23 protein-coding genes and 1 tRNA gene are annotated in these 23,183 nt (G+C 52.4%); 11 read left to right on the forward strand and 13 right to left on the reverse strand.

Features of this window, described 5'->3' with window-relative positions; translation table 11 throughout:
• Positions 1-37: 37 nt before the first annotated feature.
• The gene (locus VRC33_RS20080) at positions 38-565 is read left to right on the forward strand and encodes a lipocalin family protein (protein ID WP_338558762.1); all 528 of its coding nucleotides are present in this window, start codon (positions 38-40) and stop codon (positions 563-565) included.
• Between the two features lie 31 nt (positions 566-596).
• Here the strand turns inward: VRC33_RS20080 and VRC33_RS20085 are convergent, their stop codons facing one another.
• The 3 genes from VRC33_RS20085 to efp all read right to left on the reverse strand — a co-directional run bounded on the left by VRC33_RS20085 (position 597) and on the right by efp (position 1,596).
• Entirely contained in the window at positions 597-731 is a 135-nt protein-coding gene (locus tag VRC33_RS20085) for an entericidin A/B family lipoprotein (protein WP_147194441.1), read from the reverse strand.
• Positions 732-840: 109 nt separating this feature from the next.
• A complete protein-coding gene (locus VRC33_RS20090) occupies positions 841-972 on the reverse strand; it encodes an entericidin A/B family lipoprotein (protein WP_338558767.1) in 132 nt (43 codons plus the stop codon).
• A gap of 57 nt (positions 973-1,029) precedes the next feature.
• The gene (gene efp, locus VRC33_RS20095; RefSeq protein ID WP_338558769.1) at positions 1,030-1,596 is read right to left on the reverse strand and encodes an elongation factor P; all 567 of its coding nucleotides are present in this window, start codon (positions 1,594-1,596) and stop codon (positions 1,030-1,032) included.
• Positions 1,597-1,637: 41 nt separating this feature from the next.
• Between efp and epmB the strand changes: the two genes are divergently transcribed.
• Positions 1,638-2,666 carry an EF-P beta-lysylation protein EpmB gene (epmB, locus tag VRC33_RS20100; RefSeq protein ID WP_338558771.1) on the forward strand — a complete coding sequence of 343 codons (1,029 nt, stop codon included), beginning with the start codon at positions 1,638-1,640 and terminating at the stop codon, positions 2,664-2,666.
• Positions 2,667-2,776: 110 nt separating this feature from the next.
• On the opposite strand, the gene VRC33_RS20105 is transcribed toward epmB, so the two are convergent.
• The 4 genes from VRC33_RS20105 to VRC33_RS20120 all read right to left on the reverse strand — a co-directional run bounded on the left by VRC33_RS20105 (position 2,777) and on the right by VRC33_RS20120 (position 5,979).
• Entirely contained in the window at positions 2,777-3,127 is a 351-nt protein-coding gene (locus tag VRC33_RS20105; RefSeq protein ID WP_338558773.1) for a DUF4156 domain-containing protein, read from the reverse strand.
• A gap of 196 nt (positions 3,128-3,323) precedes the next feature.
• Positions 3,324-4,970 carry a chaperonin GroEL gene (gene groL / locus VRC33_RS20110; protein ID WP_338558775.1) on the reverse strand — a complete coding sequence of 549 codons (1,647 nt, stop codon included), beginning with the start codon at positions 4,968-4,970 and terminating at the stop codon, positions 3,324-3,326.
• Positions 4,971-5,015: 45 nt separating this feature from the next.
• Positions 5,016-5,309 carry a co-chaperone GroES gene (locus tag VRC33_RS20115; protein ID WP_034891529.1) on the reverse strand — a complete coding sequence of 98 codons (294 nt, stop codon included), beginning with the start codon at positions 5,307-5,309 and terminating at the stop codon, positions 5,016-5,018.
• 208 nt (positions 5,310-5,517) lie between these two features.
• On the reverse strand, positions 5,518-5,979 hold the full coding sequence (locus tag VRC33_RS20120; protein ID WP_338558781.1) for an FxsA family protein: 462 nt from the start codon (positions 5,977-5,979) through the stop codon (positions 5,518-5,520).
• Positions 5,980-6,350: 371 nt separating this feature from the next.
• Between VRC33_RS20120 and aspA the strand changes: the two genes are divergently transcribed.
• From aspA to VRC33_RS20145, 5 genes are all read left to right on the forward strand, one after another.
• A complete protein-coding gene (aspA, locus tag VRC33_RS20125; RefSeq protein WP_338558783.1) occupies positions 6,351-7,787 on the forward strand; it encodes an aspartate ammonia-lyase in 1,437 nt (478 codons plus the stop codon).
• A gap of 111 nt (positions 7,788-7,898) precedes the next feature.
• Complete coding sequence (locus VRC33_RS20130; protein WP_338558785.1) at positions 7,899-9,200, forward strand: anaerobic C4-dicarboxylate transporter; 1,302 nt, start codon at positions 7,899-7,901, stop codon at positions 9,198-9,200.
• A 220-nt stretch (positions 9,201-9,420) separates the two neighbouring features.
• Positions 9,421-11,154 carry a protein-disulfide reductase DsbD gene (locus VRC33_RS20135; RefSeq protein ID WP_338558787.1) on the forward strand — a complete coding sequence of 578 codons (1,734 nt, stop codon included), beginning with the start codon at positions 9,421-9,423 and terminating at the stop codon, positions 11,152-11,154.
• Between the two features lie 63 nt (positions 11,155-11,217).
• Positions 11,218-11,796: a transcriptional regulator gene (locus VRC33_RS20140; protein ID WP_338558789.1), complete on the forward strand. Its 579-nt coding sequence runs from the start codon at positions 11,218-11,220 to the stop codon at positions 11,794-11,796.
• A 110-nt stretch (positions 11,797-11,906) separates the two neighbouring features.
• Positions 11,907-11,982 (forward strand) — tRNA-Phe (locus VRC33_RS20145).
• Between the two features lie 174 nt (positions 11,983-12,156).
• On the opposite strand, the gene VRC33_RS20150 is transcribed toward VRC33_RS20145, so the two are convergent.
• The 4 genes from VRC33_RS20150 to VRC33_RS20165 form a co-directional block, all read right to left on the reverse strand.
• On the reverse strand, positions 12,157-12,765 hold the full coding sequence (locus VRC33_RS20150; RefSeq protein ID WP_338558791.1) for a fimbrial protein: 609 nt from the start codon (positions 12,763-12,765) through the stop codon (positions 12,157-12,159).
• 35 nt (positions 12,766-12,800) lie between these two features.
• On the reverse strand, positions 12,801-15,431 hold the full coding sequence (locus VRC33_RS20155; protein ID WP_338558794.1) for a fimbrial biogenesis usher protein: 2,631 nt from the start codon (positions 15,429-15,431) through the stop codon (positions 12,801-12,803).
• A 42-nt stretch (positions 15,432-15,473) separates the two neighbouring features.
• A complete protein-coding gene (locus tag VRC33_RS20160) occupies positions 15,474-16,088 on the reverse strand; it encodes a fimbria/pilus periplasmic chaperone (RefSeq protein ID WP_338558796.1) in 615 nt (204 codons plus the stop codon).
• 171 nt (positions 16,089-16,259) lie between these two features.
• Complete coding sequence (locus tag VRC33_RS20165) at positions 16,260-16,850, reverse strand: fimbrial protein (RefSeq protein WP_338558799.1); 591 nt, start codon at positions 16,848-16,850, stop codon at positions 16,260-16,262.
• 819 nt (positions 16,851-17,669) lie between these two features.
• Here VRC33_RS20165 and umuD point away from each other — a divergent pair.
• From umuD to dld, 3 genes are all read left to right on the forward strand, one after another.
• Entirely contained in the window at positions 17,670-18,089 is a 420-nt protein-coding gene (gene umuD, locus VRC33_RS20170) for a translesion error-prone DNA polymerase V autoproteolytic subunit (RefSeq protein WP_338558802.1), read from the forward strand.
• 12 nt (positions 18,090-18,101) lie between these two features.
• On the forward strand, positions 18,102-18,485 hold the full coding sequence (locus VRC33_RS20175) for a hypothetical protein (protein WP_338558805.1): 384 nt from the start codon (positions 18,102-18,104) through the stop codon (positions 18,483-18,485).
• Positions 18,486-18,656: 171 nt separating this feature from the next.
• A complete protein-coding gene (gene dld / locus VRC33_RS20180; RefSeq protein ID WP_338558808.1) occupies positions 18,657-20,351 on the forward strand; it encodes a D-lactate dehydrogenase in 1,695 nt (564 codons plus the stop codon).
• A 124-nt stretch (positions 20,352-20,475) separates the two neighbouring features.
• Here the strand turns inward: dld and VRC33_RS20185 are convergent, their stop codons facing one another.
• Positions 20,476-21,060 carry a YceI family protein gene (locus VRC33_RS20185; RefSeq protein ID WP_338558810.1) on the reverse strand — a complete coding sequence of 195 codons (585 nt, stop codon included), beginning with the start codon at positions 21,058-21,060 and terminating at the stop codon, positions 20,476-20,478.
• Between the two features lie 112 nt (positions 21,061-21,172).
• Positions 21,173-21,916 carry an IclR family transcriptional regulator gene (locus VRC33_RS20190; RefSeq protein WP_338558812.1) on the reverse strand — a complete coding sequence of 248 codons (744 nt, stop codon included), beginning with the start codon at positions 21,914-21,916 and terminating at the stop codon, positions 21,173-21,175.
• Between the two features lie 105 nt (positions 21,917-22,021).
• Here VRC33_RS20190 and VRC33_RS20195 point away from each other — a divergent pair, with 105 nt between their 5' ends.
• On the forward strand, positions 22,022-23,182 hold the full coding sequence (locus VRC33_RS20195) for an MFS transporter (RefSeq protein WP_338558814.1): 1,161 nt from the start codon (positions 22,022-22,024) through the stop codon (positions 23,180-23,182).
• Position 23,183 lies beyond the last annotated feature (1 nt).

Consider the following 23,183-nt stretch of genomic DNA (forward strand, 5'->3'; position numbering starts at 1 on the left):
CCTATACTCAAGCTATTCATACTTAAAGGAATAGCTTATGTCTCTGTGGAAAATGGTTGCGGCTGGAGCGGGCGCATTACTCTCCGTTGCCTGTAGTACCACGCCACCAAAAGGCGTGACCCCAATCGAAGGATTCAATGCGGAACTTTATCTGGGGAGCTGGTATGAGATTGCCCGGTTTAACCACCCTTTTGAGCGCGGTCTTGAGCAGGTAACGGCAACCTACAGCAAGCGTGAAGATGGCGGGCTGAAAGTGGTAAACCGTGGTTTTAATCCGAAGAAACAACGTTGGCAGGAGAGCACAGGCAAAGCCTACTTTACCGGTCAGCCGAGCCGGGCCGCGCTGAAAGTGTCATTTTTTGGTCCGTTTTACGGGGGATATAACGTGATTGCACTGGATCCGGAATATCAGCACGCACTGGTGTGCGGACCGAACCGGGATTACCTGTGGATCCTCTCGCGGACGCCGCAAATTTCAGAGCAGGTCAAAACGTCACTGGTAAACACAGCGCGTGAAAATGGCTTTGACGTCAGTCAGCTGATTTGGGTGAAGCAAGCCCGGTAATGAAGCCGGTGCATCAGCACCGGCATCACGTTTACTGAGCGCTTCTCTGAATAGCCTGGCCGCCGGCGGACACATCCTCGCCGACACCACGCGTGGTATTACAGGCTGTGAGCACAGAAGAGAGCACCAGAACAGAAAGGATCGAAACAATACTTTTCTTTAACATGAGAATGTCCTTTTAAGTGAAGTAAAGTACAGCTTTAAAAGCATAGCCGTAATTTTGCCACATGCTATTGAACTGCGTGGCGAAAAGGACATTTTAAGACACTGAGAAATTACTTAGCCGCGTGGGAGATTGCGCCGCCGAGGTGCTGAACATCTTCACCAAAGCCGTGGAAAGTATTACAGGCGCTGATCAGGCAGGTCATAAACAGGGCTGCAGCAATGAGTTTTAACCACTTCATCATCTGATTCCGTTCACTGCATTAAAGAAAAGGGCCTGAAAATCAGGCCCGGTTTCCGCTTTATTTCACGCGGGAAACGTATTCGCCTGTGCGCGTATCAACGCGGATCACTTCGCCAATCTGCACGAACAATGGCACTTTCACCACGGCACCGGTAGAAAGCGTCGCTGGCTTGCCGCCAGTACCAGCAGTGTCACCTTTCAGGCCTGGATCGGTATCAGTGATTTCCAGCTCCACGAAGTTTGGTGGCAGAACCTGAATTGGCTTGCCGTTCCACAGGGTAACGATACATTCTGCGTTATCCAGCAGCCATTTAGAGGCATCGCCCACGGTTTTCTCTTCAACAGGGTGCTGTTCAAAAGTTTCCGGGTGCATGAAGTGGTAAAACTCACCGTCGTTGTACAGGTAGTTGAGGTTGGTATCTACTACATCAGCGCCTTCAGCGGAGTCGGTAGATTTGAACGTTTTCTCAACGCGGCTGCCGGTCAGCAGGCGACGCATTTTCACGCGTGCAAAAGCCTGGCCTTTACCTGGTTTAACAAACTCGCTGGATTCGATGGCGTAAGGTTCGCCTTCGAACATGATTTTAAGACCGGGACGGAAATCGTTGCTAGAATAAGTCGCCATAAAGGCCCTCTACAATTTAATACTGGTACTTAGCCAAAAAAATGGCACACATTGTAACCCTAAATACCCCTTCGCGCGAAGAATGGTTGCATCAACTTGCAGATGTAATCACCGATCCAAACGAATTACTGCAACTTTTAGGCCTCGATTCGCACCCGGAGCTGATGGCGGGCAGTGATGCACGTCGTCTGTTTGCTCTGCGCGTCCCGCGGGCCTTTGCGTCCAGAATGCGAAAAGGCGATCCACAAGATCCGCTCCTGCTGCAGGTAATCACCGCCAGCCAGGAGTTTGTTGATGCTCCGGGTTACAGTACCGATCCGCTCGATGAGCAGACCAGCGTAGTGCCGGGTCTGTTACATAAATATCGCAATCGTGCGCTGTTGCTGGTCAAAGGCGGCTGTGCAGTCAACTGCCGCTACTGTTTCCGCCGCCATTTTCCTTACTCTGACAACCAGGGAAATAAGCGCAACTGGCAGCAAGCCCTGGAGTATATCCGAGAGCAGCCAGAACTGGATGAGATTATTTTCTCCGGTGGCGATCCCCTGATGGCAAAAGACAGCGAACTGGACTGGCTGATTGGCGAACTGGAGCAGATCCCACACCTGAAACGGCTGCGGATCCACAGCCGGTTGCCGGTAGTGATCCCCAGCCGCATCACCCGTACGCTGTGTCAACGCCTGGCGCAGTCGCGGCTGCAAGTGCTGCTGGTAACCCATATCAATCACGCGCAGGAAATTGATGACCCTCTCAGGGCGGCGCTACAGCAACTTAAGCAGGCGGGCGTCACCCTGCTCAACCAGAGCGTGCTGCTGCGTCATATCAATGACAGCGCTACCGTCCTGGCGGCGCTAAGCAATGCCCTGTTCGATGCGGGTGTGTTGCCCTATTACCTGCACGTGCTGGATAAAGTGCAGGGTGCAGCGCACTTCTACGTTTCGGACGAGGAAGCCAGGGCGATTATGCGGGAATTACTGGCGCAGGTTTCCGGCTATATGGTACCGAAGCTGGCGAGAGAGATTGGCGGGGAACCCAGCAAAACACCGCTGGATTTACAGCTGAGACAGGTCTGACACGATTTGAATAAAAGCAGAGAGGATGCGGCGATCCTCCCTGCTTATTAACTTCACCACCCCACCTGTTGCCGCAGAGCATAGTCTGCCGCATGCGGGGTTAAATCAGCTTACGGGCACTTATAAACCTGGCCGTTCATTTTGCTGTCCAGCGGGGCAAAGCTTGACCAGACATTCTGCGTTGGGCTGGTCGCGCCATAAATCACGTTGCCACCCATTGCTGCCGCACGGTTGCGTAAATCGTTAGCTGCGCCGCGAAGAGAACTGCTTTCGCCGCCGCCGGCACCGCTTAACCAGTTGCTTTGCTCTCCGGTCACATTGCCCAGCATCTGGCACTCTTTGGCTGGCTGCTGGTCGGTAAAGGTTACGCGCTCACCCGCCTGGCTAAGGGTGTTTGAAGTGCTACAGCCGGTCAGCAGCGCAGCCGCTACAGAAAGTCCCAGCAAGACGTTAATCCGCATTTTATTCCCCATTCTTATCATCAGAGTCAGTCCTGAGCGTACCGGAAAGTAAAAACATTGGTTAAGCTTCCGTTGCCCAAAAATAGATAAAGCATTGTTCGGGTTACTTCTTGCGCCCCAACTTTACTATTTTCCCCCCAAAAAGAAAAACCCCCTGTCAAAGACAGAGGGTTTCTTTAGCCGGGAGGCCGGGGGATTACATCATGCCGCCCATACCACCCATGCCGCCCATGCCGCCGCCAGCACCTAAATCAGGCGCATCGCCTTTAGGCAGGTCGGTCACCATGCACTCGGTGGTGATCATCAGACCAGCCACAGAAGCAGCGTACTGCAGTGCAGAACGGGTTACTTTGGTTGGATCCAGGATACCGAAGTCGATCATGTTGCCATACTCTTCGGTCTGAGCGTTGTAACCGTAGTTACCTTCGCCAGCTTTCACCATGTTAGCCACTACAGAAGGCTCTTCACCGGCGTTAGAAACGATCTGACGCAGTGGAGATTCCATCGCGCGCAGCGCAACTTTGATGCCCACGTTCTGGTCTTCGTTCTGACCAGTCAGGCCAGCCAGCAGCGCAGCAACGCGCACCAGCGCAACACCACCACCAGCTACAACGCCTTCTTCTACCGCAGCACGGGTTGCGTGCAGAGCATCTTCAACGCGAGCTTTCTTCTCTTTCATTTCAACTTCAGTGGCTGCGCCAACTTTCAGTACGGCTACGCCGCCTGCCAGTTTAGCAACACGCTCCTGCAGTTTTTCACGATCGTAATCAGAAGAAGCTTCTTCAATCTGCTGACGAATCTGAGACACACGGCCAGAGATAGTCGCTTCTTCACCCACGCCATCGATGATGATGGTGGTGTCTTTGCTGATCACAACGCGTTTAGCCTGACCCAGATCTTCCAGGGTCGCTTTTTCCAGCTCCATACCGATCTCTTCAGAGATAACGGTACCGCCAGTCAGAACAGCGATGTCCTGCAGCATTGCTTTACGACGATCGCCAAAGCCTGGTGCTTTAACAGCAGCAACTTTAACGATACCGCGCATGGTGTTCACTACCAGGGTAGCCAGCGCTTCGCCTTCAACATCTTCAGCAACGATCAGCAGTGGTTTGCCAGCTTTCGCTACGGCTTCCAGAACTGGCAGCATTTCACGGATGTTGGAGATTTTTTTGTCAGCCAGCAGGATGAACGGAGTTTCAAGTTCTACTGCGCCGGTTTCTGGCTTGTTGATGAAGTACGGGGAGAGGTAGCCACGGTCAAACTGCATACCTTCAACCACGTCCAGCTCGTCCTGCAGGCCGGTGCCTTCTTCAACAGTGATAACACCCTCTTTGCCCACTTTTTCCATCGCCTGAGCAATCAGTTCGCCCACGGTTTCATCGGAGTTAGCAGAGATGGTACCAACCTGAGCAATAGCTTTAGAATCAGAGCAAGGCACAGAAAGTTTTTTCAGTTCTTCAACAGCGTGGATCACAGCTTTGTCGATTCCACGCTTCAGATCCATTGGGTTCATGCCCGCAGCAACGGCTTTTAGACCTTCGTTAACGATAGACTGAGCCAGAACAGTTGCGGTGGTGGTGCCGTCGCCTGCAGCGTCGTTCGCTTTAGAGGCCACTTCTTTCACCATCTGAGCACCCATGTTTTCGAACTTGTCTTCCAGTTCGATTTCACGCGCTACAGAAACGCCATCTTTAGTGATGGTCGGTGCACCAAAAGATTTATCCAGAACCACATTACGGCCTTTCGGGCCCAGGGTAACTTTTACTGCATCTGCCAGTACGTTAACGCCACGCAGCATTTTTACGCGTGCGTCATTACCGAATTTTACGTCTTTAGCTGCCATCTTAAATATCCCTTAAATTCGTTTCGTTCAGTGAGTAACGCGTAATTACGCTTCAACAATTGCCAGAATGTCGCTTTCAGAAATGATCAGCACTTCCTGGTTGTCGATTTTCTCAGTTTTCGCACCGTAGCCTTCGCTGAAAATGACCACATCGCCCACTTTCACGTCCAGCGGTTTCACTTCGCCGCTTTCCAGGATACGGCCATTGCCAACAGCCAGCACTTCGCCACGGGTAGATTTGCCAGCCGCAGAGCCGGTCAGCACGATGCCACCAGCTGATTTGGATTCCACTTCTTTACGCTTGACGATAACACGGTCGTGCAATGGACGAATTTTCATTGATAACTCTCCTTTGAGAAGTCCAATCAGGTTTTTGGGATGATTGCCGGCGCCGACACCGGCCTCGTGACGAGATAGATAGGGCCTGGGGAGGAGGCTTTCAAGGGGAAAAAATAATAATTTTGCTTATGCGGCCTGACTGCACAAATTATAAACAGCTCTTTCCCCTGAAAAGCAAAAAGGCGGGATATCCCCGCCTTTGGCTCAGTTAGCGACGATCCTCGGGATCGTCGTGTTCAATCAGTTTGCTGTCTTTGCGCTGATATTCACCATCAACGGTAAACCCACTGTCAGGGCCGGCACCGTTTCCACGCCAGACCTTGAGATGGGGCATCAGCTTCAGCGTCAGATGCTTCTGCACCGGCGGCAGTAACAGCAGCAAGCCCAGGAAATCGGTAAAAAATCCCGGTAACAGCAGTAAGAAGCCCGCAAGAATAAGCGAAACGCTTTTGATCATCTCAGCGGCCGGGCTTTCACCCACCGCCAGCTTCTGCTGCATCAGCATAAAGTTTTTCATCCCCTGGTTTTTCACCAGTGAGATCCCAATGCAGGAGCTGAACACCACCAGCAGCAGCGTCAGCAATACACCCATCACATGGGCTACCTGGATGAAGATGGTGATCTCAATCCAGGCGAGAATAAACAATACTAAAAACGGTAACCAGCGCACCGCAGTCTCCTGTATTTCAGGGCTGCCCCGCGCGGAGCGGGACGGCAAAATGGGGGATCACTATGATCGCAGAATAATGTTATGGGTCCGTTCATAACATTATTCAATGCTCTTACAGGAAATTCCTGCTGGCATTCAAACTGTGACAGGCGTCACACTGTGCCGAACATGTCTGAAAACGAACACAATTTAAGTGATCTGCGTGCGGGCTTTTGCCCACTAACAGAATATGATCGTGCTCAGCCTGCTGCAAATGGATAAAATGTTGGCCGAGGCTGTTCACGACCAGAGATTCACTGTGATTGTGATTACAAATATCCGAATGCCATCAGGCTGAGGGTATACCCGGTAGCTATAACAAGAAGGTTCTCATGGCTAATAACATTCGTATCGAAGAAGACCTGTTAGGTATGCGTGAAGTCCCGGCAGATGCTTACTACGGTGTTCATACTCTGCGTGCGATTGAAAATTTTTATATCAGTAACAGTAAGATAAGCGACATTCCCGAGTTTGTTCGCGGCATGGTGATGGTGAAAAAAGCGGCGGCAATGGCGAATAAAGAGTTGCAGACCATTCCCCGTAACATCGCTAATGCGATTATTCAGGCCTGTGATGAAGTCCTGAACAATGGCAAATGCATGGATCAGTTCCCGATTGATGTCTATCAGGGGGGTGCAGGCACCTCCGTGAATATGAACACCAATGAAGTGCTGGCGAACATTGGCCTGGAACTGATGGGTCACCAGAAAGGGGATTACCAGTTCCTTAATCCCAACGATCACGTCAATAAATGCCAGTCGACCAATGACGCCTACCCCACCGGTTTTCGTATTGCGGTCTATACCTCAATTTTAAAACTGCTGGATGCGATCGGACAGTTAAGCGAAGGCTTCCAGCGCAAAGCGGTTGAGTTTGAAACCATCCTCAAAATGGGCCGTACCCAGCTGCAGGATGCCGTACCTATGACCCTGGGGCAGGAATTCCATGCGTTTAGCGTGCTGCTGAATGAAGAGATCAAAAATCTTCTGCGCACCGCTGAGTTGCTTCTGGAAGTGAACCTGGGGGCTACAGCTATCGGAACACGTCTGAACACGCCGGATGGCTACCAGGTGCTGGCGGTGCAGAAACTGGCGGAAGTCAGCAATCTTCCCTGTATCCCGGCAGAAGATCTGATTGAAGCGACTTCTGACTGTGGCGCTTATGTCATGGTTCACAGCGCCCTGAAGCGTCTGGCGGTTAAGCTCTCTAAAATCTGTAACGACCTCCGCCTGCTCTCTTCAGGCCCGCGTGCCGGACTGAATGAGATCAATCTGCCAGAGTTGCAGGCTGGCTCTTCTATCATGCCAGCCAAGGTCAATCCGGTGGTGCCGGAGGTGGTCAATCAGGTTTGCTTCAAGGTGATTGGCAACGACGTCACCGTGACTATGGCTTCAGAAGCGGGTCAGTTGCAGCTGAACGTGATGGAGCCGGTGATTGGTCAGGCGCTGTTTGAATCTGTGCATATTCTCACTAACGCCTGTTCAAATCTGCTGGAAAGATGCGTCAACGGCATCACTGCTAACCGGGCTGTTTGTGAAGCTTACGTCTTCAACTCGATTGGTATTGTCACCTACCTGAACCCTTATATCGGCCACCATAACGGCGATATCGTCGGTAAAATATGTGCTGAAACGGGGAAAAGTGTCCGCGACGTAGTGCTCGAGCGAGGCCTGCTGACCGAAGCAGAGCTGGACGATATTTTCTCCACCCAGAACCTGATGTTCCCGGTGTATAAAGCCAAACGCTATACCGATGAAAATGAACAGTAACAGTTCATCCTGACCCTTAAAGGCACGCCAGTTCGCAGAACGACGTGCCTTTTTTTATGGCACAACCTAAAAATTAACGTTTAGTTAGCAAAAAAATCCAGGGAGCAAAATATGATTGTAACGGAGTTGATTCTCGTTCTGATGGCCATTTATCTGGGCGCACGGCTGGGTGGCATTGGGATCGGATTTGCCGGTGGAGTCGGCATGTTAATTCTGACGCTGGGCTTTCAGGTCAAACCCGGGGCCATTCCCTTTGACGTCATTGAAATTATCATGGCCGTCATCGCCGCGATTGCGGCCATGCAGGTAGCTGGCGGGATGGATTACCTGGTCAGCCTGGCTGAACGTTTGTTGAGGAAGCATCCCCGCTATATCACCCTGCTGGCCCCCATGGTGACCTATTTTATGACGCTGATGGCCGGAACCGGGCACACCGCCTTTTCCACCCTGCCGGTCATCAGTGAAGTGGCGAAAGAACAGGGAGTGCGTCCCTCCCGCCCGCTATCAATAGCCGTTGTAGCCTCACAGATAGCGATCACCGCTTCCCCTATCTCCGCAGCAGTAGTCTTTCTCGCCGGGATTCTGGAACCCAAAGGCGTCAGCTATCTCGGTCTGCTCGCTGTGTCTGTCCCTTCGACGCTGCTGGCAATCCTTATCGCTGCGCTGATCACAAACTTCCTTGGCAAAGAGCTGCACGAGGATGATGTCTATCGGGCACGTCTGGCTAAAGGGGAAATTACCCTGCGTGGCGAGAGCGTGTTTGTAGAAAAGCCTGGTGCCAAACTGTCAGTGTTGCTGTTCCTGCTTGGTATTATCGCCGTGGTGCTTTATGCCACCGCGATCAGTGATGCCGTAGGCCTGATAGCCAATCCGGTGCTGCCCCGCAATGAAGCCATAGTGGTATTTATGCTGACCATTGCCGCGCTAATCTGCTTAATCTGCAAAGTTGATACCGGCAAAATTTTGCTGGCCAGCACGTTTAAATCCGGCATGAGTGCCTGTATCTGCGTGATGGGCGTGGCCTGGCTGGGCGATACCTTTGTGAAAGCGCACATCAGTGAAATCCAGCAGGTGGCTGGCGATCTGCTGAGTGACTTCCCGTGGATGCTGGCTGTGATTCTGTTTTTTGCCTCCACACTGCTCTATTCTCAGGCCGCCACTACCAAGGCATTGATGCCCGCCGCTTTGATGCTGGGTGTCTCTCCGGTTACCGCTGTAGCATCGTTTGCTGCGGTCTCTGCGCTGTTCGTCCTGCCGACTTACCCAACGCTGCTGGCTGCTGTAGAGATGGATGACACAGGTTCCACCCGCATTGGCAAATTTGTATTTAACCACTCGTTTATCATTCCCGGCACGTTGGCAATTGCCCTGTCAGTGCTGTTTGGTTTCCTTTTTGGCCACCTGATTTTATAGGCTGATCCTCTCCTCTGGCAGTGCCGCCATGCTGCCAGAGGAGTTCCCCGATATGCAGCGCTGCACTGCTCTCTCCGGTTACAACCTGAAAAACCCCCTTGCGTACTGCCGTGGTATAGTTTGCGCTCTGAAAGGATCCCTCCGATCTCAGGCAAAGCGGGACGATCCTTTGGTTGTCTGCTGACTGACTCAACTCAACATGGAACACCTGGTTACCTGTATGGCTAAGCGCATTACCACACTCATCTTCATTCTGTTTACTGCCCTGTTCAGCTTCAACGCCTCTGCCTCCCTGTTCGGGCAGAACAGCAACAGCCATTTCGGCACGGTAGACCAGGCCTTCGCCTTTGATTTTACCCAGCAGGCTGGAAAACTGACGCTGAGCTGGCAGGTGAAACCCGGCTATTACCTCTATCGTCAGCAAATAAAAGTCTCTGCCCAGGGGGCAAAGCTTGCCGGTTGGCAACTGCCGGCAGGGAAAGCGCATGAAGATGAATTTTACGGTAAGACTGAAATCTATCCGGAGAGTCTGACGCTACCGCTTGTCCTGCAGCAGGCTGATAAAGGCGCCACGGTGACCGTGACTTATCAGGGCTGTGCCGCCGCAGGATTTTGCTACCCACCGGAAACCCGAAGCGTTCCGCTGAACCCGGTGAGTGCTGCTGCCGGTGAAGCTTCGAATTCAGGCTCTGCTGCAAACACCGCCGCGGCCCTGCCAGACCCGGCAATCTCCCCCACAAACAATCTGCCCTTTTCACCGCTCTGGGCATTGCTGATTGGGATTGGCGTCGCCTTCACTCCCTGTGTTCTGCCGATGTACCCGCTGATTTCCGGCATTATTTTGGGAGGTAACCGCAAATATTCTCTGGGCCGCCTGTTTTCGCTGGCCATGGTCTATGTGCAGGGCATGGCGCTGACCTATACCCTGATGGGGATGATAGTCGCTGCCGCAGGCCTGCGTTTCCAGGCTGCGCTCCAGTCTCCGGCGATCCTGACTGGCCTCTCCGCGCTCTTTGTTCTGCTCGCCCTGTCCATGTTTGGCCTGTTCACCCTGCAACTCCCCTCTTCGCTGCAAACGAGGCTGACGTTATGGAGTAATCGCCAGCAAGGCGGCTCGCTGACAGGCGTGTTTCTGATGGGAGCCCTGGCCGGGCTAATCTGTTCCCCCTGCACCACCGCCCCCTTAAGCGCCATCCTGCTTTATATTGCCCAGAGTGGGAATATGCTGGCCGGGGCCGGTACGCTCTATCTTTACGCACTGGGCATGGGGCTACCGCTGATCGTCGTCACGCTGTTTGGCAGCCGCCTGTTGCCGAAGAGCGGTGCCTGGATGCAGACAGTCAAGGAGGGGTTTGGTTTTGTGATCCTTGCCCTGCCGGTGTTTCTGCTGGAGCGCGTGATCGGCGATATGTGGGGACTGCGGTTATGGAGCCTGCTGGGTGTGGCTTTCTTTGGCTGGGCCACTTTCAGTCTGAAATCGACTCAGGGTTGGGCGCGGCTGGTGCAGATAGTGATGCTTGCGGCGGCACTTGTTGCCGCTCGTCCACTGCAGGACTGGGCGTTTGGCACGTCTTCTCAACATGCCACTGTGGCTCATCTCGCTTTCAGCCGGATTAACGACACCGCCCAGCTCAACAAAGCGCTGCAAAACAGCCAGGGCCGCATCACTATGCTGGACCTGTATGCAGACTGGTGCGTGGCCTGTAAAGAGTTCGAAAAATACACGTTCAGTCAGCCTGAAGTTCAGGCCACATTGACTCACACCCAGCTGTTGCAGGCCGACGTCACGGCCAACAGCGCTACGGACAGTGCCCTGCTGAAACAGCTTCAGGTACTGGGCCTGCCGACTATTATGTTCTTTGACGCTCAGGGTAAAGAGATCCCTGGGTCACGCGTTACCGGCTTTATGGATGCTACGGCGTTTCAGCAGCATTTGCAGAAATTGCCTCAGTAAACGACACTTGGGTGAGATTTCCCGGCCTGGGGTCGGGAATCCGGCATATCAGAGGAGAGTCACTTGCAACGTGAACAGGTACTCGAGCATGCACTGAACGTACTCGAGCAAAAAGGCCTGGCAGCCTCAACGTCTTTCGCCATGATGGCGGAGGCGGTGGATTGTCGGGAAGAGGATTTACAACGATTCTGGCCAGACCGGGAAGCGCTGCTGTATGACGCCCTTCGTTATCACAGCCAGCAAATTGATATCTGGCGGCGCAAGCTGTTGCTGGATGAAACACTGAATGCGGAACAGAAGCTGCTGGCTCGCTATCAGGTCCTGGAAGACGCGGTTAAAAATAACCGTTATCCGGGCTGCCTGTTTATTGCCGCCTGCAGTTTTTATCCTCAGCCGGACCACCCTATCCATCAGGTTGCGGATCAACAAAAACGCGCCTCCTGGCAATACACTCACGATTTGCTTACCGCGCTGGAAACCGATAATCCCACGCTGGTCGCTCATCAGATGGAGCTGATTCTGGAGGGGTGCCTGAGCCGCCTGCTGATAAAACGCAATATTCAGGAGGTCGTCACTGCACGCACGCTGGCTGAAGATGTGTTGAGCTTTGCCCTGTGCCGGAAGAATGGCGCTTTGACCTGAACAGGAACCCGCCTGGCTGTCTGAAAAGCAGGCAGTCAGGCGTCATTTCAGGGTTTTTTATGACAAAGCCGTTGACGCAGAACGGCCTTTAAGGTTTAATGCGCCCCGTTGCCCGGATAGCTCAGTCGGTAGAGCAGGGGATTGAAAATCCCCGTGTCCTTGGTTCGATTCCGAGTCCGGGCACCATATTCAATGCCAGTTGGTCAGTTAAGCGAAATGCAATCCTGACGGACATTAAGGCGAGCCAGTGAATCACGCTGTAACTTTTCGTGATTACAAGGCTCTTAAGAAACAGACTTGTTTGCGCAAGTCTGTTTTTTTTGCGTTTGAATTTTAAAAGAGCGGACTCCCCTCTAAACCTTATTTATAATTAAGCTTGAGGTTTACCGTGGTGGCAAAGGCTCCTGCTGTAGCTGCCGCCGAGGTTGCGACAAAAGCCGCCGCAAAAGTCACCGTATTCTCACCGGCTCGCAGCGTGGTAATAGTTTCGGTGACGCTACCATTTGCCTTGAAAGGTGTTTTCTTATCGGTTTTATAGAAACGCAGCCCGACGCCGTTTGATGCCGAAGAATTTTTAAAAGCAAATCCCCCACTGTCGCCCGTGTCTGCCGTTCCTGAAGCCACGAAGTCTATCCCGCGGGTAATATCGGCTCCACATCCTGTCAGGTGGATTTTAATGTCCCTCAGGGCCAGCGTTGTCCCCAATCCTTTCAGATCGCGAGCTGCCACTGTACCCATATCGGGAGCCATGTCAGAACCTGCCGTATCCAGCGTGCAGGTATTCGCCACCACCTTTCCTGTTATCTTAATGTCCGCACTATCCGAAGCTGCAAGCGCATTTCCGCACAAGCCTAAAAGCAGCACACCTGTAGCCGTCTTCAGTAACGCCGCAGAGCTAATGCCCGCTTTCTGCTTAATCAATTTTCTCATGTTAATTTCCTTATCATCATTGACAAATTTTCGAATCATTTCAGGGAGCCGTTATTCACAGGCCCCGTTAATCCTTACCACCATCTGACTCTTCGCATCTGAGGGTAACGTCCAGTGGGTGACACACTGCTTACTGGCATCACCCCCCACTCTGCCCGTAAGGTGCCAGTTTCTGGCATTCCTGACAGATAAACCTGCCCTTCATCACCCACGATGCCACCGCGTTCTCCAGCGGAGACAATGGTGCCAAAAGGTAATGCCTTCCCTTTGTGCGTCAGCGTCATCAGTACCCTGCTGCCGGTATATCCTTTGAAAGAGGCACGAACTATTGCTCCCCGTGTTGGGATCACGTGGCTGACTGGCCGATCAAGATCGGTGTGATCATCCAGTGAAGCCGTATCCAGTGCCACACGGTTTTCGCGGTAGACAGAGGCGTATGGCTTAATGGCATAGCCCCGCCAGTCGGTACTGACGCCGGTTTCATTTTCTACCACTGCACCAGATATCCCCGGCGCGGCAATCAGGACGCCTGTTTCCCCCAATTGCTGCCCCAGGGTCAGTCCTTCGCTGTGTAACAGCATTCCACCGCTGATGCCGTAGTTCACCTGCCGGTAATTATTGCTGTAGCTGTAGCCCACATCTCCGCTGCCATATCTGCCCCGGTAGCTGGCGCTCAGATTGCCGCTGTTCCCTTCGCTTTGGGTGTATCCCTGAGTCAGATTCCAGTTGAGGTTATTGCCTTCAAGCGCCGTACCGCTAAGGCCAGCCTGATGGGCGATCTTTCCTTCATTGTCCCGACTTGTGCTGTAGGAAGCGTATAGCGGGTGGCTGCCCCCTGTACCCTCTCCTGAAAACAGCCCGCCCAGAGGAAAAGAGAGGGATAAATACAGGGACTTGTCTGTCCCGGATTGGTTTATTTCACGATTAAGGCTGTAGGTAAGGCTGTAACTCAGGCTCCCCAGGCTACTGTTAAATCCTGCCTGGAAGGAGTCACTTGCCCCTGATTTATTCCAGTAGGTCTGCCGGACGCCGGAGAGATAAAGCGCCCCATAATCACCGATGCGCTGAGAAATACTGGCCTGAATTTTTGCGCGTCTGTTGTTATAAAGATTGTAATAGTCGGTATAGGAGCGCTTTTCTGGTTTACCCTCTGCATCAACCTGATCCACGTCATAACGCCAGCCCTCCATCCCCTTCAGCGCGGTTTCATCCAGCGTGTGGAATCCCTGTGTGGAATAGCGGTATCCGGTCAACTGGAACGTTGTTCCAAGGGAGTTAAGCGAGCGGGCATACAAAAAACGCACCGACTGTCCCTGATGATGACTGCCATCGGCGAGGGTACTGTCGGCCTGCGTGATGTCGGCAGAAAACGCGCCCAGCAGCCCAAGGTTAAGCCCACCGCCGAGCAGCCCTGAGAAATAGTTCTGCGAATACTGCAGGCCGCCATAGACGGTGATGTTGTGGGGCAATCCCCATACCAGCGTCCCCTGAGCAAATTCCGGGCTGCTGTAACTGTCACTGCCAGACTGATAACGCCCCGCCGTCAGGGAATACTTCAGATGCCCCTCACGCTGCAGTACCGGCACGGATGAGTAGGGAACAACATAGGTTTTACTACTGCCATCCGCTTCCGTCACCGTGACTTCAAGGTCACCGCTCGAATAAACCGGATAGAGATCGTTGATGGCAAAGGCTCCCGGCGAAACAAACGTTTGATACACCGTATAGCCATTCTGCTGGATGCTGACTTTGGCATTGGTTTGGGCCACGCCCCTGACGACCGGAGCAAATCCTCTCAGGCTGTCCGGATACATGTTGTCATCCGTCTCTAACTGCATTCCCCGGAAACCCAGAGAGTCGAAGATATCCCCGCTGGAGGTACTGTCTCCCACCACCAACGTGCTGCGTAATGGAATGATTGCGCGTTCTGCAAAAGTTTTAATATGCTGCCACTTTCTGTAACGGTAACGATCGCTTTCATATTCACTCCAGGTCCTGAAGTCCCTGAATCGCCACGGCCCCACATTCAGTCCGCCATTCAGATTAAGGTAACGGCTGCTGCTGTCTCCATACCGGCCCTGGCTGGTATTGCCGTTAAAGCTATAGTCCAGAAGTGCAGCATTGATCCCCTCATCCCAACTTTCTGGGGGGATATAGCCACGCGCGCTGTTGGTCATTGCCGCCTGCGGAATACTGACATCCAGCCGCATCTGTTGGAAATTGAAGAGGGTAAAAGCATCAGGAATAGATTCACCGGGTGAAAGACACTTCTCTTCCGGTGCAGCATTAAGCTCAGGAAAGGCCTGCAGGTTCACTCCAAAGCCTTTAAGATCCCTGAGGGTAAGACAAGCCATCAGCCCGGTATTATCCCGAACAGCTGAATTCGTATTTTCAGGGCTGTGTTCTCTGTCTTTATTCACCATCTCAATAAAGCGGATCTGACGACTGCCAGCCGGGGTACCGTTAATATAAATATCCACCTGATAGGATCCTGGCAACTGCGCACCTTCTTTTTCAAAGCGCGAAAGATCGGCCACCATTTGCGGATCGGCGGCGACCAGCGCGGGAGGAAAATAGAGATCCGCATGGCCAGCCAGCGGCAAAGCGAGTGCCACAATGATAAATGCATTTACCGGTATGGTATTAAAGCGTGAGGTAATAACCGCTTTACGTTCCTTTGGTGTATTTTTAGATAAAAATCGCATTCTGCATCCATGTATGTAAAGCCTGGCATCCATCGCCTTGCGTTATTTCAGTTCCACACGTATTTCAGATGTAGCTGCACCAAAATCGTTAATGGTCCTGTAGGTCAAAGCCCCGCTGGCGGTGGCAGGAAGCGAGAGAGAAGCATTTTCATGCGGAGAAACCATGGTGTCGGGTAGTTTATTTCCACCCACTTTCATTTCGACCAAAGTAAGGTGATAAGGCGTGGGGTTATCAATACGCAACTGGCCGTGGCCCGTACGATGAAATTTGAGTTCTGAGGGTGCTTTGCCAACGGGCGGCGTTAAACCTTCAGGACGCAAAAAAAGCTTGATACGTGTTACTGCTGCCAGCAGCAGCATATTTTTCCCCTGCGTCTTTTTTTTATCGAGGGAAGGAATGGCTTTAGTATTAAAGTAGTAAAGTGTTTCCTGGTCAGTTCTTGCTGGTTCGCCAACATACATCAGGCGCAGGGTATTCTCATTGCCCGGGCCGCTGACATAAAGTGGAGGGGTGGCGACAAAATTCTGACTTTTCTGCCCATCCGGCTGCTCAACCCAGGACTGAACCAGAAAGCTGGATTGATCAGATGTGTTGCGTACAGACATGCTGACCTGCTTCTGACCTGCCGGATAAATAATTCGGGTTCCTCCCAACATAATTCCACCAGCGCGGACTGGCGAAGTTGCCAGACAGGCTGCTGACATCAGAACAACCAGTAAGCCATTACGTAACAGATATCCGGACAAAGTAATCTCCTCCCTGAAAATAGAAACCAGACCGCCATTACGATACGTTCAGGCACCGCAATGACGTCTGGGGTCAGACAATTATTCGTAAGTTACGCGGAAGTTAACTGTGCTGTTGGCTACACCCGCTGTGACAGCTGCGTCTGTTGCAACATAAGCCGCAGTGAAGGGAATTTCGTTCGCGCCTTCAGTCAGTTCGTGCGAAGTGGTGCCAACATAATCATTAATAGTCACAGGCTTATTACCCTGGGAGATTTGAATGCCGACATTTTTTGCAATCGCGTCACCCGAATTTTCACCGGAGAGTTTAAGAGTGGTTGCATTAATAGCATCACCCATAAATTTAACGGTTGCTTTGGTATAACCCACCGTTGCTGAGGTATCACCAGTTAATGGAGTGAGGTTACAACCCGTCAGTTTTATCTTAAATTTTACCGGGGAGCTGGTATCACCCTGGCTGGTGAACTGGTTGCTGGCAACCTGCCCCAGATAGACGCTTTGCCCGTCAGAGCCGTTTTCAACCGAGCATGGCGCACTCACAATGGAACCGGTAAAATTGATATCCCCGCCATCAACCGTGACAATTTTTGGCGGAACAGGATCGGCAGCAAAAGTGGGAGAGACACTTGCCATCAACACGGGCAACAGCGAAGTAAGAATAAGTTTATTCATTTGTTTAATTTCCTTTTAAATAAATCATTGGGTATAAAAGCCACACTCCTTAACTCGGCCAGTAATCTATATTGTTCGTTAAAGAGGTTCAATAAAGTTCGACCCATTGAAAATACCGATTCACATTGCAGATATTGATTGCCTTAATCGATCATATTAATTTTATACAATGCCTATCGCTTTGTAATAGAAGAACTTATCTGAAATATTTTTTCTGCCGCTGTGACTAATTTAAATTCATTTAAACCTCAGCTAAAGAAAAATAGCCGCCATATACGGGCGTATATCAGCACTTCGTTTAAGCTTTGTTTATAATAGAAGCATAAATAAAAAAATAACATTAACACTCAGAGTGCATTTAAAAAGCCATATTTAACATTATAAACTTTTCCTGCTAATTTATTTAAATAAAACTATTAAAGAACTCATTAACCAGCCGTGCAGGATCGTCGAAGGTATAATGTCCTCCTTTACGTAATAATCCTTCAGATAATTCTGGGTCATTGCGTTCATAAAAAAAGCACCGATCAGCCAGTTAAATGAATTCGGGAATAAAGGACTTATCGACAGCCTTCAGCTCTGGTTTTTTTCTCGCATTTCTTAATATCAGACGTCAGTCCCGACTTTTCCTGACGCTAAACAATAAATGTCCAATCCGTGTGCTTGCAAAAGGCATGTCGAAAAAAATAATTGCCCCCGCAACTCACGGCCTGACTGGGTTCAGCAGGAGCCCGGGCGAAAAAACCTGCGGCCAGACTTGATTGATTAGCACAAATGATAATACTGTATTTATATACAGTCATTTTGCGAGCCACCATCATGAACTTTCTCCAGCCTTCTGAAGTGCGGGATAACCTGCCCTTACCGTTTTTCCTTGCCCGTGTTCCCTGCGGTTCGCCGTCATCGGCAGAGGATGACGTCGGGCAACGCCTGGATTTGAATAACCTGCTGATCCAGCGTCCCGATGCCACCTACTTTATTAAAGTCAGCGGAGAGTCGATGAAAGACGCAGGGATTAACGATGGCGATTTGCTGGTGGTGGATAATTCGCTGACGGCCGATCATGGTGACATCGTGGTGGCGGCAGTGAATGGCGAATTCACCGTCAAAAAACTGCACCTCAGACCTGTGGTACAGCTTGTAGCGATGAACGAAGCCTGGGCCCCCATTGTGCTGGCGGAAGATGAAAAGCTGGAGATTTTTGGCGTTGTCACATTCACTATCAAAGCAATGGAATAAGGGGAAAGAAACATGACAGAAGGGATCCGACAGTTTTCCACCGGCGAAGTGCTGACCTCACCCGGTGCGCGCTTTCGTTCTTCCAGCCGGCACGAAGTGAAGTTTCTGTTCAGCAAATTGCAGGATCTGATCCCCACTAATCACGACTGCTACCTGACAACCTGCAACGGCAGCCTGTGTATTATTGACCGCTACCGTCCTGCCATCACCGGAAGCCGTGTACTGATCGAGCTGGATGGAAAAGGCGACTGGGCAAAAGTCAGGATGAATCCTCAGCAAATGGTCACTGACGACGGGAAAATTATCCAGGGCGACCTGCTGGATGAGGTGACAATCATTGGCGTGGCTATCCGCGAAGTCGTTCCTACTTACCTCTCATCACGCCCTGGCATCTGACGTTTTCCGGGTGCAGACGGCCTTAAGCCGGCATAAAACAGGCTGCGCCCGGCCGCACAGAAATCACAGCTTTCCGTCGCACTGCTCTGTAATATGATCTGTTCAGACCTTTCGGGCCGCCACCTGCACGGTAACGGCCACTGGATAAGTAACAATCAGGAGCTCTCTTTGATGGTGAAGGATTCAGGTGTTATTACTCAGCTTGAACAGATTCTGGGTAAAGAGCAGGTGCTGACCAGCGAGGACAGCAAAGCGTACTACACCAAAGGTTTTCGTGTCGGCGGCGGCAGTGCACTGGCGGTGGCAATCCCCCAAACCTTAATGCAGCTCTGGCAGGTCTTACAGGCCTGTGTCGCCTGCGACAAAATTATTTTGATGCAGGCGGCCAATACCGGCGTTACTGGCGGTTCAACACCGGATGGCTCGGATTACGATCGTGACCTGGTGATTGTCAGCACCCGCCGCCTGAAAGGCGTTCAGATCATCGACCAGGCCCGGCAGGTGGTCGCCTTCCCCGGCAGTACGCTGACTGAACTGGAAAAAGCGCTGCACCCTCACGGTAAAGAACCGCATTCCGTTATCGGCTCATCGTGCATTGGCGCTTCCGTCATTGGCGGCGTTTGCAATAACTCCGGCGGGTCGCTGATTCGACGCGGCCCGGCCTTTACTGAAAAATCCCTGTTTGCCCGCATCAATGCAGATGGCAGCCTGCAGCTCGTGAACCATCTGGGGATTGAGCTGGGCAGCACACCGGAAGAGATGATTGCTAATCTGGAAGCGCAACAGTACAGCACCGGTAGCGCGCCGGACTGGGAAGGAAAAATCTGGGCCGATGATTACGCGACCATCCTGCGGGATGTGGATGCCAATACGCCCACCCGCTACAACGGTAACGTGCAATACCTGCATGACAGCGCCGGCAGTGCGGGAAAAGTGGCGGTGTTCGCCGTCCGGCTCCCGACCTTTACTGCCAGTGATAAAACCCGGACCTACTACATCGGCACCCATGACGAAGCGGAGCTTGTTGCCCTGCGTCGTTATCTGCTGGCGGGGTTGAGCGAACTGCCGTTACAGGCGGAATATATCCACCGCAACGCCTTTGATCTGACCGTGCGGTATGCCAAACATATGTATTGGGCGATTAACCGGTTCGGGCCGGAAGCGTTACCTCAGTTAATGGCAGAAAAGGCAAAGTGGGATATCCGGGTCAGGAACCTTCGCGTACTGCCCGCCAACTTTGTCGATAAAGTGCTGCAGGCGATCAATACCCTTACGCCCAAAGGCGTGGCGCCGCGCATTCTGAATTATCGCAATCGCTTCGAACATCACCTGATGATCAAGACCGAGGCCCGTCACAGCGAGGAGCTGAACCGGCTGCTTGCAGCTTTCTTTACGGATAAATCGGGGGAATTTTTCGCCTGTGACCCGCGTGAAGAGCGCGATGCTTTTCTGGTACGTTTCGGCGTGGGTGGCTGCACTATCTCGTACTGCGATTATAAAGGGATCAACCCCGACCAGAGACTGATTGCCTTTGATGTCGCTTTACGTCGCAATGATACGGAGTGGCGCATTAAACTTCCCGAAGCGCTACAGGAGAAGGTGCAGGAAGACTCCTGCTGCGGCCATTTCTTCTGTTATGTAAACCATCAGGATTACATTTTAAAACCGGGAGTAGACGCCGTAGCCTTCAAGCATGATGTGCTGGCTTATCTGGAGCAGCGCGGTGCGAAGTATCCGGCAGAGCACAATGTCGGGCATCTCTATCATGCTTCCTGTGAGCACGAAGCGCATCTGCGTCAGCTCGATCCCACTAACAGCTGTAATCCGGGGATTGGCAAAACCAGCAAGAAGAAGTTCTGGCGCTGAGGAAGAGGGAGAAAGGCAGCCTGCGCAAAAGCGAGCCCAGGCTGGCCATCATCAGCACACGACTGTTTAAACCGTAGCGTACCGAAGCCGGCGGCTCACGCAAAGGTGAATCGCCGGGTTGCACTTACTTAGCGTAAGCTTCAGTGGTGATGGTCAGTTTCACATCGTCGCTGACGGCTGGGACATATTTATCCAGCTTGAAGTCAGAGCGTTTAAACGTGGTGGTGGCATCGAATCCTACCGCCTCTTTCTTCACCATCGGATGCATGCCCTGCTTATTCAGAACGGCATGCAGAATAACCGGTTTGGTAATATCTTTGATGGTCAGGTTGCCATAGACATCCATTTTATTTTTGCCTTTGCTGACCACTTTAGTGCTTTTGAAGGTAGCGGTCGGGAATTTGCTGATGTCGAAGTAGTCGGCACCTTTGAATTCGGTAGTCAGGGCATCAACGTGTGTATCAATGGTATCCAGCGGCAGGGAGACATCCACGCTGGATTTGCTGATGTTGCTGTTATCAAAGCTGATGTTGCCGGTGATGTTCGACAGGACGGCTGTAGGATGAGAAAAACCGAAATGTGTCCAGGAGATCACCACTGAAGTGTGGCCAGAATCCATCGCGTAATTTTCCACGGCGGCGGCAGAGACCTGAGAATAGAGCGCGGAAGTAATTAATAACGGAAGGGTAATTTTTTTAATTAATGACATTCATCTTGCCTTTATTTCGCGAAGTGTACCGTCGATAGTGCAAGATTATTGTGCGATCGAATAGTGAAGATATTTGACCGGGTCTGTCAAAAAGATTAGTTAACAGACCAGATTATTTTCCCGCCAGAGATTCTATTTCCGCTTTGGTCTGCAGTAATGCCCGCTGCAGAATCGGCTGCTGGTCATCAAACCGCAAACTGGGCACCGCCAGCGACAGGGCGTAACGTTCATTGCCGGGCAACGTCAACATCACGGCCATGCCACAAACGCCGGCGGCGTGCTCTTCACGGTCCACTGCCACGCCATTACGCCGGATAACCTCAAGGTCACTGATTAACTCAGCCCGGCGGCACCGTGTCTGGGCTGTACGCTGCTCCAGCACTTCGGGCAGTAATTGCAGAAGATGCTCATCGGGCAGCCCTGCCAGCATCGCTTTGCCCGGCGCGGTGGCATTGATGGGGAAAGCTGTCCCCACCGGAGAGACCACCCTGAGCTCCTGATCGCAGGCATACTGCTCCACCAGGATAGCATGCAGTCCCCGATAGACAGCCAGATCCACCGTTTCACGAGTCCGGCGGGCAAGCGCTTCTAATGAGGGTCTGGCGAGCGTCACGATATCGGTGTGTGCCGCAGCGGCCAGACGAATCAGCGCCGGGCCTAATATCACCCCTTCTGCCGTCTGCCTGACAAACTCCTGAGCCTCCAGTGAAGCTACCAGCCGGTAAACCGTGGTGCGGGGCAGACCACAAAGCCCCGCCAGCTGCGCCAGACTCAGACCGGCGGGAGCAGTTTCCAACACCTTCAGTAACGAGGCCGCACGGGCGATAACGCCGGACTCTCCTTCAGCTTTCATCATCTTCCCCGGCTAATCATTGACATTGAGCGCTTCCCCCATAACACTCATACCACTATACGGACACAATGTCCATTATGCGGACAAACGGACAACCTGCCGGGGATAATGATGAAAAGTCTTTCTGCCGCAGGGGTATTTACCCTGCTTGCTATTGCCTGCCTGACTATTATGGTGGGCTGCGTAATTGTTCCCGGTCTGCCCTCTGTAGCCGCCCATCTTGGGGTGGCAAGTGCCGCCGGCTGGCTGATCACCCTGCCCTCGCTGGGAGTAGTGATTTTTGGCCCGATAGCCGCCAAAGTGATTGAGCGCTATGGCCTTTATCGCTCGCTGGTGCTGGGCTTATTCTCTTACGGCGCTTTAGGCACCGTCGGCGCTTTCCTTACCCACCCTGCGCTGTTATTCACTGACCGTTTTCTGCTTGGTGGATCGACCGCGCTGGTGATGTCTGGTGGAACCGGGCTGCTCTCCAGCTTCTTCACCGGGGAACAACGGCTGAAGATGATTGCCCGCCAGGGGATGTCGATTGAGCTGGGTGGCGTTATTTTCCTGTTTTTTGGTGGGATACTCGCCAGTGCAGGCTGGCGCTGGCCGTTCAGCCTCTATCTTGTTGCCTGGCTGTTTTTGCTGATGCTGGTGATATTTGTCCCCCGTCCCGATCGCACCAACGAACGGACAACAGAGGGATCCGGGGAAGCTGCCAGTCCGTTAATGAAGCCGATCTATGCCGCTGCGCTGTTCTCGATGGTCTGCTTTTTTACCGCGGTAATTGTGCTGCCGATGCAGCTACACAGCCAGGGATTCAGCGAGGCGGAAACCGGCTATTTTCTGGCGTTTATTTCGCTGATGGCGGTTATTGCGGCCTGGGCTATGCCGCGTGTTGTCAAAGTAAGAGGCGAGTTTGGCACCTTGTATCTTGCCTTTCTGGCCTATGCGGCGGCGCATTTATTGCTGGCCTTTGCCACAGGACCGGCCCTGTTAGTGGTTGCGGGGGTGTTGATGGGTAGCGGATTTGGCCTGTCGGTTCCGCTGGTTAACCACATGGTGGTGGAACACAGCCCGGTGGGACTCCGGGGGCAACATCTGGCCTACCTGTCGATGGCCATTTTCCTGGGCCAGTTTCTCTCGTCATTTATGGAATTTATCCCGGGGAACCGGCCACGAATTTTTCTGGGTGCGGCGGCGCTGGCCGTGGTGGTGACAGCACTTTTGTGGCGCTGGCACGCGGCGTTGCCGGGTGAAAAACAGGAGAGCGAAGCTCTCCCGTAAA

The sequence above is a fragment of the Erwinia sp. E_sp_B01_1 genome (assembly GCF_036865545.1).
Classification (GTDB): domain Bacteria; phylum Pseudomonadota; class Gammaproteobacteria; order Enterobacterales; family Enterobacteriaceae; genus Erwinia.

Excerpts from the sequence above, each read along its gene's own strand:
- groL (WP_338558775.1), bottom strand. The coding sequence starts at position 4,970 with ATGGCAGCTAAAGACGTAAAATTCGGTAATGACGCACGCGTAAAAATG.
- VRC33_RS20165 (WP_338558799.1), bottom strand. The coding sequence starts at position 16,850 with ATGAATAAACTTATTCTTACTTCGCTGTTGCCCGTGTTGATGGCAAGT.
- VRC33_RS20175 (WP_338558805.1), top strand. The coding sequence starts at position 18,102 with ATGACAGAAGGGATCCGACAGTTTTCCACCGGCGAAGTGCTGACCTCA.
- VRC33_RS20160 (WP_338558796.1), bottom strand. The coding sequence starts at position 16,088 with ATGTTGGGAGGAACCCGAATTATTTATCCGGCAGGTCAGAAGCAGGTC.
- VRC33_RS20115 (WP_034891529.1), bottom strand. The coding sequence starts at position 5,309 with ATGAAAATTCGTCCATTGCACGACCGTGTTATCGTCAAGCGTAAAGAA.
- VRC33_RS20195 (WP_338558814.1), top strand. The coding sequence starts at position 22,022 with ATGATGAAAAGTCTTTCTGCCGCAGGGGTATTTACCCTGCTTGCTATT.
- VRC33_RS20135 (WP_338558787.1), top strand. The coding sequence starts at position 9,421 with ATGGCTAAGCGCATTACCACACTCATCTTCATTCTGTTTACTGCCCTG.
- umuD (WP_338558802.1), top strand. The coding sequence starts at position 17,670 with ATGAACTTTCTCCAGCCTTCTGAAGTGCGGGATAACCTGCCCTTACCG.
- efp (WP_338558769.1), bottom strand. The coding sequence starts at position 1,596 with ATGGCGACTTATTCTAGCAACGATTTCCGTCCCGGTCTTAAAATCATG.
- epmB (WP_338558771.1), top strand. The coding sequence starts at position 1,638 with ATGGCACACATTGTAACCCTAAATACCCCTTCGCGCGAAGAATGGTTG.
- VRC33_RS20150 (WP_338558791.1), bottom strand. The coding sequence starts at position 12,765 with ATGATTCGAAAATTTGTCAATGATGATAAGGAAATTAACATGAGAAAA.
- VRC33_RS20080 (WP_338558762.1), top strand. The coding sequence starts at position 38 with ATGTCTCTGTGGAAAATGGTTGCGGCTGGAGCGGGCGCATTACTCTCC.
- VRC33_RS20085 (WP_147194441.1), bottom strand. The coding sequence starts at position 731 with ATGTTAAAGAAAAGTATTGTTTCGATCCTTTCTGTTCTGGTGCTCTCT.
- VRC33_RS20155 (WP_338558794.1), bottom strand. The coding sequence starts at position 15,431 with ATGCGATTTTTATCTAAAAATACACCAAAGGAACGTAAAGCGGTTATT.
- VRC33_RS20190 (WP_338558812.1), bottom strand. The coding sequence starts at position 21,916 with ATGATGAAAGCTGAAGGAGAGTCCGGCGTTATCGCCCGTGCGGCCTCG.
- VRC33_RS20130 (WP_338558785.1), top strand. The coding sequence starts at position 7,899 with ATGATTGTAACGGAGTTGATTCTCGTTCTGATGGCCATTTATCTGGGC.
- VRC33_RS20090 (WP_338558767.1), bottom strand. The coding sequence starts at position 972 with ATGATGAAGTGGTTAAAACTCATTGCTGCAGCCCTGTTTATGACCTGC.
- aspA (WP_338558783.1), top strand. The coding sequence starts at position 6,351 with ATGGCTAATAACATTCGTATCGAAGAAGACCTGTTAGGTATGCGTGAA.
- VRC33_RS20105 (WP_338558773.1), bottom strand. The coding sequence starts at position 3,127 with ATGCGGATTAACGTCTTGCTGGGACTTTCTGTAGCGGCTGCGCTGCTG.
- VRC33_RS20185 (WP_338558810.1), bottom strand. The coding sequence starts at position 21,060 with ATGTCATTAATTAAAAAAATTACCCTTCCGTTATTAATTACTTCCGCG.
- dld (WP_338558808.1), top strand. The coding sequence starts at position 18,657 with ATGGTGAAGGATTCAGGTGTTATTACTCAGCTTGAACAGATTCTGGGT.